We start from the raw sequence: 19,089 nt of genomic DNA, 5'->3' as shown, positions 1-19,089 counted from the left end.
AAAGATGCGGACCGCGTCGTCAGCAGGATTTTCGGTCGGCTCACTTCCCTGAGCGAGGATGAACAGGAGTCTCAGCGCGTCGCGATAGCGCGAACCAGGCTCACGCTGGCCGATTAGTGGGATTGCGCCGCTCCCCCCGTCTAGATGATCCCCGCCTCCTAGCTCCATATCAGCCCTGCCCCCTGCCCTTCACGGATCCTATCACGTCACGGCGCACAGTGGCCACGATCGGATCGTGGCAAGCCTATCCACCGCAGTTCCGCACCCCGCCACGACCGATAAAGTGCGATCATTGCCGAGCCTCATCTTTGCGATCCAGCACCGGCATGATCTGCTTGAAGACCGATCGAGATTTTTCCCCCAGTTGCCACAGTACGTCGATGGACTGGAGATAGCTGACCACCAGATCGTCGCTATCGTTGATGATCGTTTCCGCGTTGGTGCGACCTTGGCTATTCGCTGGGTCGCGATAGAAGCGCCCGAAATCGGCGGACCAGACATCGCATTCGACGGCGTTTTCGGCGAGTTCCTTCACGACATCGTACCAGTCGGAGCGTTCGCGGACCGGATCGACATCGTGCCAAAGCAGCACGGTCAGCATGCCCTTGCGCTCCCCGACGAACACCACCGGCCACAGGAGACCGTGCATGTGCAACTGCTCGATGAAGCCGATCACCCGCGTGTCGTGATCCTCATCCCAAATCACCGCAAAGTCGTGCAATCGCCCGCTGTCTCGAAAGTCTCCGTCCAGATCGCGCCACTGGACGCTTCGAAAAACCGAATAGTGGCTGCCCCGGCCGAGATCGCCAACAGGCGTGGCCTGATCGTACAGGCACGCAAACATTTGCGAATATGAGGGTGGCGTGGTCATGGCTTGCTCCTGGCCAAGAGGCATCGCGGCTTTCGGCCGCTGCGTCCCGGCTTTCGACCGACACGCCGTCATATGTTACTGTATCTCTATCCCGAGCGCACGTCGAAATTTGCCCGCAGGACACCCGCTCTTCAGGGATTGCAGATGATGCGATAACGCACCCCGGCGCGATCGAAGGCGGTCCGGGCACTGGCTAGGAAATAGAGGAATTGGAGATCTTGTGTGTTCCGTCGGGTGAAGGCCTTCTTGGCCGCCGCGGAGCTCAGGAGGCCGCTGGTCATCATGACTACCTCCTTGCGATAGGATGGGTCCGCCAGCGCGGCTGCCAGTGCCTGATGGGCTTCGTCGATCGTCGGCGGCCCTATGAGGAGACGGGATTGTTTCACCACAGGCTTGCCTGCGGCGTCCTTCAACTTGACGGACCAGTCGTTATCCCAGCCTGGCGGCTTGGCGAGGCCCACCCCCGCAGAACCCGCGAAGGCAAGGCTCGCCTGGGCTTGGCGGGTGACATCCTGCAACTTGCCTGCGGCAGCTTCGGGATTACGGGTTTCCGACGCTTTGGCATGGATGAGCATCACGCGCCGGGCGACCGGGTCGACCGCATAGAAATCGGCAGTCTCGACAGTGCTGTCGTCGCAGATGATCACCTGCGATGCGATCAGATCGATTCCGAACTGCTCATTCGGCTTGGGAAGGCTTCCGTCGAGCCACCCAAAAACCAAGCCGAATAGCGTCTGCGTATTCCATTTCGCCGCATCCTTGACGCGCGTGTCCCCCTTCTCGCTAAGGACGGCCTTGGTGTGCGCCGACCCTTCTAGGATCTCAAGCATCGAGGGGTTGAGCTCGGGCTTGTAGAAATGACCTGTCGAGTAAACGCAGTCACCGCTCGCCGGGATGACACGAAACGACTGCTGCTGGTTGATGATCCGGATCAGGGAGCTTGGCAGCTTGCGTCCGAACTCGCGATTATACTCGTGCAGTTCGACGCCGGCATTCTCGGCCGCCTCGACCCCGGTCACCGCTTGGTCGAGCTTCTCTCCCTCGATCTTGTAGCGGCCCCGCGGTGGCGTGGTGCCGCGGTAGATATATTCGATCGAAAGCTGATATGGTCCGAATTCAAAGGCCTGCCCGATCACCTTGCCGTCATCATCGACGGCGTCCTTGATCTCGCAGCAGGTGTCGTAATCAAGCAGGGCCTTGAGCTTGCTCTCGTCCCAGCCCTTGGCATCAGCCTCTTCGCTGGCCACCTCGTCGACTACCCCCCACAGATCGAGCAAGATCGATTTGGCCTTGCCGTTCCCGGATGCCGGCGGCGGCACCTCGCGCGCAAAACGGCTGAAATATTGGTGCGGCCTCGTCGCGTCAGCGGTCATCGCCGCCGAGATCAGGCGCACCCATGCGAGCCATTTGTCTACGGCCAGAAAGGCGTAGCTGCTGTCAGCCACGCTCGAGGTCCCCAGCGATAGGCGCCGGCGCGCGGTTCCGCCGTCATGCGGTGCGATCCCGCTAATCGACGTCGGTACCTGGCTGGCTTCGGCCAGATCGAAATAGCCGGTTTCCATCGCATGCCGCCGCACGCGCAGCGACCGGAGGCCGCGCTCGCCCAGGTCTAGGCCCGCCGCCGCAGTCTCCACGATCCGCGTGCGGAGCGCGGCGTCACTCTTGGTGTCAGGGAAGAGCCGGCGGAGGTCCTCGGTCGGCGGCGCTAGCAGCTTGAGTCTTGATCTGTCGATCGGCACGCCCTCGGTATCGAGGAGGAAGATGTGGGGTCCCGCTCGCGCGATGACCGCCACGCCAAGCCGCCATTCGGGAATGTGGTGGTGTGCGAGATAGCGCGAATTGCTCCAAAGCAGATACCGGATCATCCGCACATCGGCATAGTCGCCCTCGAGGCCGGCCGGTGGCGAGACCTCTGAAATATCAAAGCGCTCCTCGAGCAGCATCGCTTCACAGAACGCCCTGGCCAGCTCGTCCAGCGTCTCAGTCTTTACGCTCTTCGGCGAGCCCTCGAGAACATGCACACTCGCACGACGCGGCAGGATGAAGGCGGCCATGGTTGGGGTCTCGTCGAGCAAATGCCCGCCCCGGAACTCGCGCGCAATATACTGGACGGCCGGTGCCGCGCGCTTGACACTTGCCAGCAACTGGGTCTCGGCCCGGAAGGCCATTTCGACCTCGCTTGCCGCATATCGCTCATAAGCGAGGTAATTCTGCCAACGTTCGTCGATCTGTTCATGCACAGTCGGCGCGCCGACATAGCGGTCGATCCGGCCGCTGCTGCCGCGGACGGTCGCTTGCTGACCTGCTGCGTCGTGCAGGTCGGGCAAGCGGGTGGCGCGACCGATCTGCTGGACGAGTTGCCGCGCGGATCCGAAAGAATCGAGGAGCCAGATCTCGACGACGCTAGGATCGTCGATCCCTTCCAGCAGCTTATATTGGTGGAGCCAAATCCGAGCAACCTTGGCCTGGTCGTCCTTGACCGCGGCGCGCACCTTTTCGAAGCGGAGCGATTTGAGCTGCTCGATGGAAGTCTCTGAAAGGCCATCGAGTCCTAGCTTGGCATTGCCGCCCTTGGTGGCGACATCATGGATCAGCACCGCCGGCTGCTTCAGCATATCATGAATGGCAGCCTGGAGGGCGGCGAGCGAGCGGAACGTCGCCGCATGCACGATCACCTTCTTGTCCGCAGGCAGCGCGGCGAACGTCGTGCGAAACTGGTGGACGAACAGCTCCTCCCGTGTCGGATTGGTTGGCGGTGCGCCGGTCACAGCGAGCGGCGGCTCCACTCGAACATCGCGGATCAGGCGTTGGCCGACAGCCTCGTCCCACGGCAGATTGAAGACGAAACTTCCGTCGATTTTGAAATATTTGTAGTCGTTCCGATAGGGCGTCGCGGAGAAGATGATTGTCGGGCGGCCAAGGGCGCGCACGGCTTGGGACCATGCGTAGGCCGGCTCATAATGGCCCTCGTCAACAAGTACGAGATCCACATCGCGCAGCAGCGTTCGCAGACGTTCGGCACCTCCCGGCAGGCTGCTGAGGCTTGCCGCCGGTTCGGGGGCGTTGCGGCCTTGGAAGTCGCGGTGCGGCGGGGGTTCAAGACCGAGCACACGGTGCAGTGCGTTGAAGGTGCCAACGAGGATTTGCCGGTCCTTGCCTGCATCCGCGTCATCGACGATCTTCGCATATTGGGCCGCCTCGAGGGTGCGCGCCGGAGCGATCCTGCCGCTGGTCACCGCCTTCTCGATGCGCTCGATCTCAACCTGATCGACGTCTTCGCGTAATCGGTCGCCGTCATAGACGGCGCCGAAGGCCTTGCCCCAGAAACGGAACGAGAGATCGAAGCGCATCTGGCTGACCAATCCCTCGCGCGGCGTGAGGATGAGAACCTTCTTCACCCGTGGTGAAACGCAAGCCAAAGTCGCGATCACGGCCGACTTCCCGGTTCCTGTCGGCATCTTGACCAGGGCGGCCTGTCCATCGGCAACGCCAATGTCCCAGGCCGCGAGATAGGCGTGCGCAAAAGCGACCGCGCGCCGTTGCGGGAGCCACAGCCCCTTGACTGGTCGATATGTGCCGCTGGCCGCGGCGCGCCAGAATTCCAGGGCATCCAGCCCGCTCATCCAGCGGCTGTACAGCGTCTCGATGTTGGGAAGCGCGCTTTGGTCTACCTCAACCGAAACGGTGCCGCCGACATCTGTCGAACGCAAAAACGCGACGCTCGACACATCACCCTGCGACGGTGCGGGGCTCTTCTTCGACTTATCCCCCATGCGCCTCTCTTCTCGGAATTTACACCCTCGTAGCTGCGTTTAGACTAGCCAATTTGGGAGTCATTTCGGTATCGAATTTACCGTAGCATAGTCTGGAGGCCTTACGTTTCCCAGCACGGCAAATTGTAGGCTGGACGTCCCCATGCTCGGGCCGCGATCGATGCCTGGGCGCGGCCGCTCGATCTCCTCGGGCTCGGCGTGGGGGGATGGGCATGCAGGATCGGCCTTGCCAAGACCCAATTTCGAGCTGGCTCTGTTGTCCTGTCAGCGCACGCGAATGCTGGCCACCGAACCTGATCCACTGCTCGTCGAGGTCCCCGTCGAGAGGATCACCCCGACGATGTTAGGCATGCTGCCGAACGGCAATGTCGTGCTGATCCTGCCGACCATATCTGCAAGCTGCCATCCACGTCTAACCTTCAGCCATCTGGAGCCATCGGCATGCGTCACCTCTAATCTGCTCTCAATGGCAGCTATTGGGAAGTTCATTCAATTCGCCGAACCATCGAAGTAGGGCGCTCTCCTGCAAGTCTGTTTCGGAATGTTCCATCGGCAGCTCCTGTCCAAACCAAACGTTCGCGGCGGTTGATCTGAATGACCGGCTCTGGGCGACTCCCGCTGCACCAGCGACGACCCACGTCCGGTCGCTCACAGCAGAATTCACGTTTTCCGAAAGCGGTCGTCTGTTCACATTACGTTTGGAAGCGTCTCCGGGGGCACCAACGACCGCGCTGGGCCGCTAGGATTGGCACTTCGCTGCCATTTCGCTCGACCCAAGCACAGGTCTACTCTCAGGCAGAAGCACGTGCGAGCCGGTCTGGTCTGATCTGCTGGACGGGCGGTAATTTAGGGTCGAGAATGCTCCGCATTGAGGGGAATCATGGCCGACGATACCGGCGCACCGCGCGACATCCATCTGCTGACTACCGACGCCTTGCTCGCCGACCTGATCGGCGGGCGCCCGGTGGCGCTCGGCGGCGGCGAGCAGTTGGCATTGGCATCCGACGATGCGCGCGCGGTGCTCGACTGGTATCGCCTTAACCGCGGGAAGTCTGCCGCCAACCTGTCTGCGGCCGACACGGATGCAATCATCGACGTGATCGGCACGCCGCCCCCGACTACCGAGGCGGAAGCCGAGAATGGCACCGCGCGAACGAACAAGCTGCTGCGGCTGGTCAAGGCCGAGGCGCACCGCTTCGCCGGCCTCCACGCCTATGGCCGGGCGAGCGCGCCGCCTGCGTCCTTCGTGTTCGAGCCGGGCAAGCCGGTCATCCTGTTGGAAGGTGTGAACGGCTCGGGCAAGACCTCGATCGTCAATGCGATCATCTGGTGCCTGTCCGGTCACCTGATCCGGTCGCAGCGTCCACCTGAGGAAGGACCGCTGGATTTCGCGTGCGAGATCGCACGCGACGACGGCACGACCACTACCCATCCGATGTCGGCGATCACGCCCTTGCCGCCGAAGTCCGCAGAGCTGCCGCCGGATGGCGAGGCGATCCCCGCCGACAGCTGGGTGGAGCTGACGTTTGCTGACGCGGACGGCGCGATGCTGCCTCCGCTGCGTCGCAGCCAGAGCCGGTCTCCGCGCGGGAGGCTCACCGAGGCCGCGCCAGACCTCGAAGCAGTTGGCATCGACCCCATCGCTTGGCGGATCGCGACCACGATGCCGGCCTTGCTCCCGTTCCTCTCGGTCGGCTCGGCGTCACAGCTCGGCGAGGCGGTTGCACGGCTGACGGGACTTGCCGACCTGGTGGATCTTGCCCGGCACGCCGAAAAGATGTCGACGCGGATTACCAAGACCGCGACGCCCGAGATCGAGAAGCAGCGGCTTGAGATCGCCGGGCGATATCAGCAGGCGGCCGATGACCTCGCCGGTATCATTGTCGAGACCCCGGCGATCTCGTTCAAGGACGACGTGCCTGCTGTCGATGGAGAGAGGGCTGCGGAAAGTATTGCCGAGCTCTCCGCCCATTTCGCCGACATGAAGGCAACGGCGTTGAGCGAGGCACAGGGCGTGCTAGGCGAAGCATTCGATCCCGAGAACAAGCAAGCGCGCGACGACCTCGAGGCCAGCATCGCTCCGGCGATCGAGCGGTTGCGGACGGCGGGTGAACTGCCGTCGATTGCTCGCCTGTCCGCCCTGAAGGTGGACGCCGCCGAGGTGGCCGACGTCGTTGCCTTGCTGACGCAGGTGGAGGCGGAGGCCGCTACACTCGCGCAGTTGGCCACCAATCCCGACCGCGCCCGCCGTGCTCAGCTATACGCCAAGGTTTCAGCATGGATGCACGATCACGCGCATGTCGATGACGGCACCTGTCCGGTCTGCGTCGGCCAGTTGCATGGCGCATGCGATCCGGTCACGGGGGAACCCGTCGTCGATCACCTCACCGAGGCGGCCCGTGACCGTCAGGTGATCGCCAGGACTATCGCTGACTGGGCGGGGCATTGGGTCGGACATCTGCTGCAGGCGCTGCCGCCGGCAATCGCGAGGGAAGCACGCGGCGACCTGCCCGCCGGCCCCGCCGCGCTGCTTCGAACAGGGCTCGCCGATGAGCTGTTCGCCAGCGAACCGTTTCAGGGCCCGCTTGGCGCCCTTCGACCCGATGCCGAGAAGCTGATCGACGAACGGCTCGCCGCCCTGCCCGGATTCACCGAGCCCGCAGATCGCCCTATGCCTGTCGCCCTGGGGAAGTCGGTCGCCGGCCTTCAGCAGATGATCGAGCGCATCTACCGCGCGCTGGCGTTCGCGGAGTGGCGCGAAATAGGTAGAGAACCGCTCAAGGCATTTCTGCAGACGGTCCGGCGTGGTGATGATGGCGACGCCAATGCGCCGCGCGCGATCGGACGGCGGCTGACGTCACTGCTGCAGATCGTCGAGGGCGTCGCCCCGCTCAACTCCGCGATCGAGCAGGTGCGGCGACTAGAAGCTGCGCGCGTGGCTCATGCCGCGAAGAAGGAGCGGATCGCGGCCTGTGGGCGTGCCTCTGCCGCGCTTGACGTGCTCGTCCCCCTCGGTCGACTCGCGCAAAAACAAGTCGATACGCTCCGTCGCAAGCTGCACAACCGGTCCGAGCACTGGCGCCGTGCGATCTATCGCAACGCCACGACCTTCGCGCCCGACCTGGCGGGCACTGGTATGAATGCGCGCGGTGTGCTCGACCTTAAGGTCGGTCGGGACGGCGTGACCGCGCCGGCGCAGCACATCTCCAACGCTTCGGCGCTGCGCGGCGCGCTGCTTGGCTTCTTTCTCGCCTTCCGCGAGCACGTTCTAGCCACCCGCGGCGGACTGGAATTGCTCGTGCTCGATGATCCGCAGGAACTGCTCGATCACGATAACCGCCAGCGGCTCGCGCACGGGTTGGCCGCCGTCGCCGCGGCGGGCGCGCAGCTCTTAGTCACCACCCATGATCGCCGGTTCGCCCGGTCACTCGTCGCCGAGAACCGCGCCGACGAGCGGGTCCAGCACCTGTCAGTCCATGCGGTGAACTTCGTGCATCCGACGCTGAGCCTATCGCCGACTATCGAGGAAGTCGATCGGCGTCGGCAGGCATTCGTCGCCAATCTCGATTCGGAAGTCGACGCGCAGAACTACGCCTCCGACCTGCGCGTGTTCGTCGAGGGACGCCTGGGCGACCTGTTCGACGATCTGGCGGAGCCCGCGCACGCCACCTCGACCCAGGCGCTGACGCTGTTCCCGCTGCTCGACCGGCTGCGCGCGCTGATCGCCGCCGGCAGCGGCGAGCTGTTCAACAGCCCCGTCCTCAAGCGCTTCGTCGACGATCCCGGGCTCGCCGATGGCGCGGCCCCGCGCCGTATCCTCAACAAGGCGCATCATCAGGACCGGGCGTCTATCACCTATATGGACGTGAAAGACGTCGAGCCGGCGTTCGTGCGTCTGCGCACCGGCGTCGAGAAGGTCCACGAGCAATTCCGCCTCCATCGCTGGCGCGAACCACTCGCGGCGACCGACCCAGCCGACACCAACGTGGTGCTGCTGCCGGTCATGGCTCGACCGAGCTTCTCGGTGCCAATCTGCCCCGACATTGCCGCCTTCGCCGGCGCGATGCCGGCGGGCGGTTCGCAGGATGCCGCCAGCGAACAACTCGATGGTGACTGGTTCGACGGCAAAGCATTGTTCTACGTCCGCGGCGAGACGCTGGGCTTCTCCATCCCGTCGGGCGCGATCGCCGTTGTTGATGCCGAACCCTATCCCGGTCGCGATCGCAACCTGGTGATCGCCCGGCACCAAGGTAACGTGTTGGCGCGGCGGCTGGTCAAGGCGCCCGGCTCGCTCGGCATCTCGCTCGCGGCGCAGACGCCCGATCCGCGAACCCCGCGGCCGACGATGACCTATGACGAGAGCAAAGTGCGCCTGTACCGGATCGTCGGCGCGATCTTCACCGACATGCCCCCGCCGGTCGGCGGCGGCGAGGCGACGCCGGTCGATGCCGCGCCCGAGTTGACGCGGATCGAGGTCGCCTATCGTGTCCGCGAAGACAGCGCGATCCCACTGGCATTACCGGGCCAAGTCATTCTGGGCGGCGCCGAGCTGAGCCCTAGCGACCTCAGCGCCTGGGAGGGCAAGCTCGCAGCGGTTACGCTCAGCGACGGAACCAGCGTATTCAAACGGGTTGGTGCCCGCCTTGGTGGCGGCCTCGCTCACCTTCGTCAGTTCGAAACTATTGGCGGGTTGGGTTCTTCGATCGTAATCGCGACCGAGACAATCGACGACGTGGCAAGCACCCCTGTCATGGCATCAGCGCGCCGCGTGTTGGGAGTGCTGTACGAGTAAGGGCTCCGTAGCAGGCCGTGCGGCGGCGCGGCAACCAGCACCTCAATGGGTACTCAATATACCAGGCATCAAGGCTGGCGATACTGCAGCATGGTGCAATGCTAGAGTATGTAATGGAAGCGGGAGAGTTGCTTTATGAAGGGCCTGCTCGACCGGCTGTTCGGCGCACCTAAGGCTGAAGTTGCGCCAGAGCCGATGGCCTTGCCGGAGCGCCTTCAGGTTCACGAATTCTCCGAACGGCTGATCACGATCGATGCGATCGACTTCGTTGGACAGTTCGCCAAGTCACCGAACGGCCAATTTCGGCTGATCTGGTCCGATCGTAATCCGGAAGGGACCATTGGGGGCTATCGCGCCAAGGGGCATGGGCGCTGGGCCTTGCTCGAACACGACCGCTTGATCTGTGAAGGCCGGTTGGAGCGTCCGCAGGACGGGAAGGTCGCGAACGACGGCACCTTCATCCTCAACGATTGGATGTTGGGCGAAGGACTCAAGGGGCGGTTCGTCGCCTTCCGGCGCGACGGGACTGCGATCCTGGCGCGCGACATCGCCGCCAACCTGATGAGCAATGGCTTGTCGAACGACGGCCAGTTCGCCATCTGCCAAACCGCGAACGCGCCTAGCAGCGCGGATAGCTCCCTCTACATGCTGTTCGACCTGACGACCGCGGCCGAAATCGCGCGGTGGGAGCCTGAGACCGGCTGGGCTGATGGCTATGAGTTCGACACGGTTGCGCGGCAGGTTTATCTGATCCGACGCGATGTCGAGCGGGTGGGCTATCACTTTGACGGCACGATGATCGACCGCGAAGGCTGGCAGGCACGTCGCGTTGCCGCCGGCGACCTCATCGTCATCCGATCGCTGCTCGCGGATGCCAGCCAGGTGCGCGTTGCCGATTTCGTTGCGCGGATCCTCGCGGGGCTCGATCGCGCCGCCCAGGATAACGACATCCATGTCCGCGCTCGCGCTTTGCGCGTTCGCGGTGAATTGCTCGAGGAAACCGGGGACCGGGCAGCGGCGCTCATCGCCTACGACCAGGCGCTCGCGCTCGACCCACAGGTTGGCGTGACACGGCGGGCGGACAAATTGCGCAAGGCACTGTCGCCAGGATCTGTGCCGGATCGCAAGCTCAGCAAGTTTGAGCGGCAGGCCGGTCGCGTCGGGATCGCGCATGAGGTGATCGCTCTCCGCTGCGGCGAGTCCAAACTATGGCGGCATGGTCCCGAGGACACATGGGCGAGCGTCGAGGAAGCAGCACTTGCCCACTATGTGGCACAGGGCTGGTCGGGTGCGGCGGCCGAAGGCGGGCTGATGCTCACCCTGATCAAGGCCGCGTCCTTCGCGCGGCTCCAGCCGCGCAATGCCGACACCTATATCGAAGCGCTCTATGCGCAGAACGTTGCCTTCGACGAGGATCGCTTCACCCGCGGCGCGCTGATTGACGCCTGCGGACGAGCAACGACCGCACGAATCAACCGCAACTGGGCGCTGATCGCCGCCACCGCAGGCGAGACCCCCGCCTTCTATCCGCGAGTCCGCTGGCATCATGTCAGCGGCCTGTTCGACGCGCTCGGCACCGAGCGGCTGGCAGCGATCGCGCGGCTCTTCGCCGACGCGCCCTATGATCTGCGCGCCGGCTGGCCTGATCTGACGCTCTGGCGCGACAGGGAGGTTCGGTTCGTCGAGGTGAAGGCGCCTTCGGACTCGATGCACGCCAGCCAGACGCGGCTGATTGCGACCATCCTCAAGCCGCTTGGCTATCAAGTGACGCTCGCCGAGGCGCGGCCCGCCTGACGGCGGCGCGCAATTCGAGTGCCATTTTTGGTGCTGGGTCGGCGCGGCGCTCTGCGGGCTGCGTCAGTAGTAGCGGCTGTAGTCCGCGCCAAGGCAAGTCTGCTGCGCGATATCGTCGAGCGCGGCTTTGGTGATCGGGATCAGCGCGCGCATCCGGTCGGGATCGTCCCAATAGGCACTGCCATGCTTGCCGCCGTGGAACAGGTTGTTGCGGACGGTCTTGGCGAGCCGGATCACCTTTACAAGGTCGCTGGGTTTGTCGTCGAAGCGAACTTCGGCGAAGTCGAGGCCATTCTGGCCGACGATCTGCCGCTGCGGTTTCGCGTCGATCAGCTTCTGGCCTGCAGGAGTCAGCGTATATCGGTCCTGCCAATCGACGATAAACTTCCCCCAGCCGGGCATGGCGCGTGCATCGACCTTATCGTCCTCGAGATAGGGCGCCTCCTTCAACGCGAACTCGAAGCGCGAAAACCAGTAGAAGAAGTCGAACGCGAGATCGCGCAGTTCTTGGGATATTTCGTCGTGACGCATCCTAGCCTGTCCTTGGTTTGCGTTGGCGCTTAGCCAGTCAGGTCGCTGACGATTCCGGCATGGGGTTTGCGCATGGCCTGGATCCAGTCCTGCACCTGTTTGCGGTTCGCCGTAGTGATCGGATAGGCGCGCGCACTGACATCCTTGGCGGCGCCTGGGCTGATTTCGCTCGTCGTGACGACCAGCCCGGCAGTTGCGCGCTCTTCGAGCATGTCAGCATAGAGCGCTTTCACCACCACGCGTTCGACCTTCTGCTTCTGCCGCTTGCACTGGACGATGACCGCGGGCGGTGCGCCCGGCTGCGCGCCGCGATGCCACAGCCGCAGATCGACACTGCCATCATTCCGGCCTGGACCCAGCTCAACATCATAGCCGCTGCGCTGGAACCACTCGGCGGTCAGCCCCTCGAATTGACGCCAATGGATATCACCGAGCTTCTCGGGCTGGCTGCCCAGATAGTTGATGAAGCGCTGGTCGAAATACTGCGCGCCGTCGGCCGGCAGTTGCTCACTGGCGAACAGCGCGCTGAGCGCGACCATATCGGCCTTGGCAACGTCACGCGTGAAATGGGGGTTGAACGCCAAATGCTGGGTCATCGCCTCGACCAGCGCTTCGAGCACGCCCGGCTTGTCATCGACCATGGCCTTGAGCTCGGCGAAGATCGCCGCCTGCTCGCTATCATTCTGGTTGCGCAGGCGCAGATAATGGCTCGCGACCGCCTCGACGGTCATCATCTCATCGAGCCGGAACAGCGAGCGCCAGTCGCGTTGGAGCAGCGCCATCATGCGCATGCCGAGCGTCGGCATGCCAGGTTCCGCCGTCGCCCCCAGCGCAAATAGGAGATCGCCGACCGCTTCAGCATAGTCTTCCGACCCGAGCCGCAGCACCTCGTCGGTGATCAGGCATTCGCGCAGGTGATGGTCGGCCGGAAGATGCCCGAGCATGTCCGCCTCGCTCAGCGCGAACCCCGAGCGCACGCCGCTGTCCTCGCTGAGCGCACTACGAAACGCGAAGGCCGGCATGATGATATGGCCCATCGGATCAGCCCTCGTTAGCCGTGATCGTCGTGGGCGCGGCGGCGATCGCAGCGGTGAAGGACTTGCGGCACGTCGTTGGAGTCGTGCGGCTGGCAACCGTCGCCGGCGTAAGGCTCGCGACCTGCGGCTGGAGGAGGACCATCCGCACAATCGCAAAGCCGAGTCCGAGTGTCTGGGTCATGACCGCGATCGCCGACGCGCCGACCGGCAGCGGCCCATAGGCCTCCGGGTGGAACAGCACCCACGCCGCGGTGCCCGTGATCGCAAGCATGATGCCGAACCCCAGATAGCCGAGTGCCAGCCGCAACCTGAACCACGCTTCGCTATGTCGGCACGACCGGTCGAACGCCTCGCGCTCCTGGCGCAGCTGCTCGCGGGCGCGCGCGTCAGCCATGATCGCTTGATGCTTGTGTCGCCTTGGTGCGTTTGCCGAGCTCGATCTCGATCATCGCATCCATCACGCCGGGCAGCGGACCCTGTTCGAGCGCTTCGATCTGGACCAGCGCGCCGTTGACGATCTCGCCGAACGGGAAGATCAGCGCCGGCTCGGCGTGAACGCCTGCGCGGGCGAGTGCGTCGCGCTTATCGGGATCGATCGGCCGTTCCTCGACGAGAAACTCCCTGGTTCGGCGGCTGAACATCGACTCGAAGGTTTCGGTGAAGTTGGACACGCGCATGTCGCGGGAGTCACCGACCGTGGCGATATAATGGAGCGAGAGCGTGGAATACCCGGCCGAGATCATTTCGACCTTGATCTCCTCATGAGTCGCTTCGCGCTTCTTGATCGAGAGGTGCAGTTCCCATTCGACACCGCGATCGTTGAGCAGCAGCCGCTCGGCTTCGCTGGCGAGATCGCGCCCGATCGACAGGTCGAGCCCGAAATCGGCGATCCGCCGCATCAGCGCAAGCTTGACGATATCGATCGCGGAATAGAGCCGCCGCCGCCCGCTGCCGGGATGCTGTTCGCCGAGCGCCACGACCTTTCGGTTGATCCAGGTTTGCAGCAGATCCTTGCGCAGCCGCGTGATGGCGAGGACGTCCCCTTGTGTGTATTTCTGTTCTGTCAAGTCGCACGCCATAGCTAAAAATAGCATTGCTACTTTGGTTCGCGCAAGACCAAAGTGACAATGCTACTTTGTAGCGGTTTTGCGCGCAGCTTGACCGCTTCCGCTGCGCGGAACCGGCGCTCAACGCCCACGATCAGCGTACCGCTATTCGTTCGGTTCCGCGCCGCCTGCGGCGCCGCGGCCGTTCGGTCACGATCGACTGGCGATATGCGACGGGGGTGATCCAGGAGATCAGCGCGCTGCTTTTCTCGGTTGGCGTATCCAAGGCGACGCTGGTCACAAGCGACCACCGCTGTCCGCGTATTACCCAGACCACGATCCTCGCCCCCAAACCTGCTTCAACGGGCGTGTTGGACATGGCCGCAGCTGGCGGCAACACGCCGAGTCCGACCGTAGAGCCGCAGTCGCGACCAATCATGTCCGGGCCGCCCGGCTTGCCGATCTTGGCAGAGACGACACGGTTATTGACGGTGACGACCACGAAGCTCAACTGCGCCGCATTCTCGGAAGCGGACGTTCCTCAAGACTGGATGCTACGGCCGAGATTGGACCGGTAGCGGACTGGCGGCTTTCCGGCTGGGGAGGCGCGAGAGGTGAGATCGATCTGCTATATCGTGACCAGGATTTCTGGAGAGCGCGGGGGACCGTAAAGACGCTGGGCTCGCACGTCAGTCCGGCTGGGGATCGACGCAGTCGGTGACGGCATCGACCAGCGTCTCGTAAGATGACGATCCTAAGATCGTGAGCGCGTACGTTCGATCGAAGGTGTCGAGCGTCTTGCGCCAATATTTAGCCGCGAGGGTCAGATAATGGACGTCCGGGGTCGCTGCCTTGCTGACCGGTCGGCGGTGATGGCGATGCAGCGGGTTTCCGCATTTCACCAGATTGTATCGCGCGACGTGGTGCCACATCGAGTGCGCACAGGCGCTGAACGGGGTGTAGACATAATTGTAGAAATCGATGCAGCCGGCCTCTTCGGCCATTTGACGAACTGAGAGGCTCGACCATTTGCCGAGATCGACGTCGAGCAGCCAGCCGATGCGCTGGCCGTCGATCCATCTCTGCCCCGCCTCGAGTATGGCGGTCTCCTCCGGCGTCGGCTCCCGCGCACCGATCTGCCCCCGGCGATGCTCGAGCTCGAGCTTAGCCTGGCCCAGCCCGAACAAAATGAACTTGCGGCAGCGCTCTACCGGATCAAGCAGCAGCCATGCGATGTTGATGTAAGCATCAGCCATCGCGCGCAGCAGAATTGGCGCGCTGTGTCCGGTCCATAGGGCAGGTGCGCGCGCGACATCTTGGGCGAGCGTCGCCTGCCGCGCGAGCATACCGCCGATCACCTCGTGAACATGAATGTCAGCAAAATTGGGCGGCCATGCTTCCAAGCGTGCCGCAAGCTCACGGTCCACGTCCGTGCAGTAGCGCTCGATCAGTGGCCACAGCTCGATGCCGCGCTCGCTGTCGTCGTCCTTCGGTAGCTCTTCCGTCACTTCAATCCTCGCACGGCTCGAGCTGCAGTCCCCGGTTCCAGAAGGCGACCGGCCAGTCGGTTCCAGACGCCATCAGGTCGACGTCACCGAACATCTTGTTGAGCGTCGCCCGGATCGACGCCGCGATACGCTGCGACTGCTCCGTGGCGGGATAATCCTCGATTCGCGGAAAGTCGGCGAGCGCCAGGCCCGTGGAGACCTTGAGTCGGCCAGCATCGAACGCGAGCCATGTCGCAGTCGCCTGAGTTAACGTCGCGCTGGTTGATGCACGATCGAAGAGATCGCTGACCATACCCTTGAGCCCTTCCAAGTCCCGAGACGTCGACGTTCCGTCGGCGGCGACCAGCTCGCGCATCGGATGGTCGGGATAGTGCGCGTGGAGCGGCTCCAGGGGAGCGCACAAATCATTCCGGTAGGGCCGATCCTTCACGATGTTTGCCAGAGCACCGGTCGGCAGCGCGCCGAACTTGCCCGCTGCCGCCCAGATCGTACGGCCGCGCGTCGCCTCGCTAGCGCGGACATCGCGCGTGAAGGCGGTTATGATCTCGACGCCTCGACGCGGACCCCAAGCGTCCTGCACGAGCGCAACCCAGAGCAGCTCCGGGATCATCATATTGATCCACGACACCTCGTACATGGGTCCGAACATATCGTTCAACGGCGTCACGAGCTTCGATTTGACGCGCTTGTGATCGCCGAGCACCGGCGTTCGCTTACCTGCACTCATCGAGGTCGACATCCGCGCCGTAAGAACGGCGCCAACTCGCTCCCGCGATGGCGTTCCGTCTTCATAAGAGATACGTCGCTCACCCACGCGCTGCTTATGTGCGCGCTGCGCGCGCGCCTGCGGATCGCCCTGATACGACGCTGGCGTACCCTGCCGATGGGCGACCATTTCCACTTCGAGGTGGAAACCGTGTATCAGAAACGAGTTCTGATGGACCAGTTCGTCATGCCGTCACGAGACGTCATCGCCCTGCTCCAGATCGACGTACCCGAAGGGGCATATCCCAATGCCCGGTGGGTGGGACCGAACGCGCCACCCTCGTTGCTCAACAGCGCCTTCCTTTCAAGGGTCGCCGGCGCGGCGGCACATCAGGCGTTCGGCCCAATGATCGGCGCCGAGGCGCTGCGCAAGGCGCGATATTCCATCGATCAATGGCTGACAGCCAGGCTCGAGCCCCTGGCCGCAACGAGCAACGCCGACCTCGCGGCCCAGGGGCTGGGACGGCGGAGCTTCGTAGAGGATCGAATCGGCGTCTCCGCCAGTCAGGGGAGCGTGATCGTCGCGGTGTGGCTGGTGGAAGCACGAACCCGGATCGAGGCATGCATGCAGGCGGTCGAAACCGGTTCGACGCTTCCCTCGGCTACCGACGCACTGCCAAGTTTCGCCAGGAGTATCGACGGCGTCTACAAACCCATGGCGCCGAAATGGGTGACCGAAGGGCTTCGCCGGATGGGCAAACCTGACAATAATAGCGAACGCACGGCGGGGGATCTGGATGTCGAAAAGCGTTCGAGTTTTCAGTTGGTGCAGAGAACGCTCGATGCGTTTGCCGTGTCCTGCCCCGGCCCGGCCGTCAGGGCGCTGATGATCGATCCCGCCGACATCTTCGCATGAGACGGCGCTGGAATTTCCAGCATACCCAATTCCGCATGAAACAGAGCAGGCACGTCATGGCGGATGAAGCCCGCCACTCCTCTGCCAGCCCAGGCGCCGGACCCCGCCGACGACGTGTTCGCGCGCGCCTTGGCGGATATGGTGCGTTTGCTCGCCAGACAGGCGGCGAGCGAGGCCCATCGCGCCAGGACGGGACTTGGGCCGCCGGGCGGTGCGAGTATTGAGTGACCCTACAGTCTGCGTCTCCGGTGGGATCGATGCGGTGATCAGGGAGGAAATCATGTCGCAGACCTGCGCGGCGAGGAGAATGTCGCGACGCGGTGGAGAACCAGCGTTCGCACAGAACTCACAGGAGAATTACAATGGCGATGATGACGAGCCCGCGTATCGTACTCTACGGTCGGCATAGCAGCGCGCTGCAGAACAGCAGTTCCAGCGCCGATCAGGCGACGGCGTGCATGCCGCTCGTAATCTATCTCGGCGGTACCGTGGTCGCCACTTACCTTGACCCCGAGGTGTCCGGCTACCGCCGCGACCGCCCCGGTCTGAAGCGCCTGCTCGACGATGTCGCCTGCGGGCGGGTGGACATCATCGTCTGCGAGGCGCTGGATCGCCTGGCTCGAGATGCGGAAGATGTGGCCTGGCTGGGCAAGAAGCTTGCCTACCACCGGGTGCAGCTCCACACCGTTTCCGAGGGCCACGTCGACGAGATCAAGTTCGCCGTGGCCGGGCTGCTCGGAGCAATCTTTCTGAAGCATCTCGTCGACCAGACCTTGCGCGGCATGCAGGCGTCCGTACTGGCCGGCAAGTTCGCCGGCGGTCGCGCCTACGGATACAAGAAAGTATTCCAGCTCGATGCCAAGGGCGAGTTGGTCAAGGGGCTGCTGGAGCCTGATCCGATCAACGTCCCGGTCGTCAATGAGATCTACCGCAAGTTCGCGAGCGGCATTTCATCGATCGACATCGCGACCGCCCTGAACGAGGAGCGGATACCTGGCCCGAGGGGCGGTGAGTGGAATGCCTCGACGATCCGCGGCGATCCGAAGAAGCTGGTCGGCATCCTCAACAACCCGCTATACGTCGGCCGCCTCGTATGGGGCCGGCGCCAGTGGCGCAAGAACCCGGACAGCGAGAAGCGCGAGCGCCGCTACCGGCTTCGCGATCGTTCCGAGTGGATCGAGGTGGAGGTGCCGGATCTGCGCATCATCGACGATGAGCTTTGGGAGGCGGTCCAGGCGGAAATGGTACGGCGTCAGCGCAAGCCCGGTGCCGCCTCTCCTGCTGGCGCACCGCGCAAGAAGCACCTCCTGTCAGGTCTTATCAAGTGCAGCTGCTGCGGGTCCAATTATACGATCTCGGGCAAGGATTATTATCGCTGCGCGGGCGAGAAGGAACGCGGCACGTGCGGCAACAAGGTGTCGGTGCGCAAGGCGCCCCTGGAGACGGCGACGCTCGCCATCCTTCAGGAGGGGTTGCTCACCGAGAGCCATGCCAAGCTCTTCGTCGAGGAATATCGCCGCGAGGCGGCACGTCTCGCCCAAGGGGATGAGCGCCGCGACGTCGCGGGCGCTGTTCGCCTGAAGCAGCTCGAGGTCGAGCTGGCGAACCTGGCCAGGAACCTGGTCGAGGGGAAGGTCAGCCCGATGATGATGACGATGATCTTTGATCGTGAGGCCGAGAAGGCGACGCTGGAAGCGCGCTTAAGCCAGGCTGCCGCTGCGAACCCGCTTGGTGAAATTCTCCCCCACCCGGTCCTGCTGGACCAGTTTCATCAGAAGGTCGAAGCGCTGCGCGCCACGCTTGATGACGACACGATCCGGACGGAAGCCGCTGCGATCCTCGAGCGACTCATCGAGAGCGTCACGATCTACCCCAACGCTCCAGATGGACCCGAGGCCGAGGTGGTAGCCTCGATCGGTGCGCTGATGTCGTTCGCCATAAACGGCAACAGCCCCCCGCGCGGAGGCGCGGGGGGCTGTTCTATGGCGGTGGTTGCGGGGACAGGATTTGAACCTGTGACCTTCAGGTTATGAGCCTGACGAGCTACCGGGCTGCTCCACCCCGCGCCGAGGTTATGACCGGGATATTTCCGGTGTGAGGTATGTGAACGGGTTCT

The 19,089-nt window shown here is 63.7% G+C and carries 14 protein-coding genes and 1 tRNA gene; 5 read left to right on the top strand and 10 right to left on the bottom strand.

The window, feature by feature from the left end; genetic code table 11:
- Positions 1–289 precede the first annotated feature (289 nt).
- Positions 290–871 carry a hypothetical protein gene (locus FOY91_RS05685; protein ID WP_145149019.1) on the bottom strand — a complete coding sequence of 194 codons (582 nt, stop codon included), beginning with the start codon at positions 869–871 and terminating at the stop codon, positions 290–292.
- Between the two features lie 131 nt (positions 872–1,002).
- Positions 1,003–4,644, bottom strand: a complete 3,642-nt coding sequence (locus tag FOY91_RS05680) for a DEAD/DEAH box helicase family protein (protein ID WP_145149017.1) — start codon at positions 4,642–4,644, stop codon at positions 1,003–1,005.
- A gap of 277 nt (positions 4,645–4,921) precedes the next feature.
- Here FOY91_RS05680 and FOY91_RS05675 point away from each other — a divergent pair, with 277 nt between their 5' ends.
- The 3 genes from FOY91_RS05675 (at position 4,922) to FOY91_RS05665 (ending at position 11,230) form a co-directional block, all read left to right on the top strand.
- Positions 4,922–5,158, top strand: coding sequence for a hypothetical protein (locus FOY91_RS05675; RefSeq protein ID WP_145149015.1), 237 nt, complete (start codon positions 4,922–4,924; stop codon positions 5,156–5,158).
- Positions 5,159–5,524: 366 nt separating this feature from the next.
- On the top strand, positions 5,525–9,436 hold the full coding sequence (locus FOY91_RS05670; protein WP_145149013.1) for an ATP-binding protein: 3,912 nt from the start codon (positions 5,525–5,527) through the stop codon (positions 9,434–9,436).
- 135 nt (positions 9,437–9,571) lie between these two features.
- Entirely contained in the window at positions 9,572–11,230 is a 1,659-nt protein-coding gene (locus FOY91_RS05665; protein ID WP_145149011.1) for a VRR-NUC domain-containing protein, read from the top strand.
- 63 nt (positions 11,231–11,293) lie between these two features.
- Here the strand turns inward: FOY91_RS05665 and FOY91_RS05660 are convergent, their stop codons facing one another.
- The 7 genes from FOY91_RS05660 to FOY91_RS05630 form a co-directional block, all read right to left on the bottom strand.
- Positions 11,294–11,761, bottom strand: coding sequence for a hypothetical protein (locus tag FOY91_RS05660; RefSeq protein ID WP_145149010.1), 468 nt, complete (start codon positions 11,759–11,761; stop codon positions 11,294–11,296).
- 29 nt (positions 11,762–11,790) lie between these two features.
- Complete coding sequence (locus FOY91_RS05655) at positions 11,791–12,798, bottom strand: restriction endonuclease (protein WP_145149008.1); 1,008 nt, start codon at positions 12,796–12,798, stop codon at positions 11,791–11,793.
- A gap of 4 nt (positions 12,799–12,802) precedes the next feature.
- Positions 12,803–13,192, bottom strand: a complete 390-nt coding sequence (locus FOY91_RS05650) for a hypothetical protein (RefSeq protein WP_145149006.1) — start codon at positions 13,190–13,192, stop codon at positions 12,803–12,805.
- Positions 13,185–13,865 (bottom strand): MerR family transcriptional regulator, encoded by a 681-nt coding sequence (locus tag FOY91_RS05645; RefSeq protein WP_145149004.1) that lies wholly within the window; start codon positions 13,863–13,865, stop codon positions 13,185–13,187. Before FOY91_RS05645 ends, FOY91_RS05650 begins: the two co-directional genes overlap by 8 nt.
- Before the next feature lie 133 nt (positions 13,866–13,998).
- Complete coding sequence (locus FOY91_RS05640) at positions 13,999–14,355, bottom strand: hypothetical protein (RefSeq protein ID WP_145149002.1); 357 nt, start codon at positions 14,353–14,355, stop codon at positions 13,999–14,001.
- A gap of 178 nt (positions 14,356–14,533) precedes the next feature.
- A complete protein-coding gene (locus FOY91_RS05635) occupies positions 14,534–15,352 on the bottom strand; it encodes a DUF5677 domain-containing protein (RefSeq protein WP_145149000.1) in 819 nt (272 codons plus the stop codon).
- A 1-nt stretch (position 15,353) separates the two neighbouring features.
- On the bottom strand, positions 15,354–16,055 hold the full coding sequence (locus FOY91_RS05630) for a hypothetical protein (protein ID WP_145148998.1): 702 nt from the start codon (positions 16,053–16,055) through the stop codon (positions 15,354–15,356).
- A gap of 120 nt (positions 16,056–16,175) precedes the next feature.
- On the opposite strand from FOY91_RS05630, the gene FOY91_RS05625 reads away from it, so the two are divergent.
- Together FOY91_RS05625 and FOY91_RS22780 are read left to right on the top strand one after the other, a co-directional pair.
- Complete coding sequence (locus tag FOY91_RS05625; RefSeq protein ID WP_145148996.1) at positions 16,176–16,973, top strand: hypothetical protein; 798 nt, start codon at positions 16,176–16,178, stop codon at positions 16,971–16,973.
- A gap of 362 nt (positions 16,974–17,335) precedes the next feature.
- Positions 17,336–19,006, top strand: a complete 1,671-nt coding sequence (locus FOY91_RS22780) for a recombinase family protein (protein ID WP_420822860.1) — start codon at positions 17,336–17,338, stop codon at positions 19,004–19,006.
- On the opposite strand, the gene FOY91_RS05610 is transcribed toward FOY91_RS22780, so the two are convergent.
- Positions 18,963–19,039 (bottom strand) — tRNA-Met (locus FOY91_RS05610). The genes FOY91_RS22780 and FOY91_RS05610 overlap by 44 nt on opposite strands.
- Between the last annotated feature and the right edge of the window lie 50 nt (positions 19,040–19,089).

The organism is Alterirhizorhabdus solaris (assembly GCF_007785815.1).
GTDB classification, from domain to species: domain Bacteria; phylum Pseudomonadota; class Alphaproteobacteria; order Sphingomonadales; family Sphingomonadaceae; genus Alterirhizorhabdus; species Alterirhizorhabdus solaris.
This window is presented reverse-complemented; position numbering and strand designations above follow the sequence as displayed.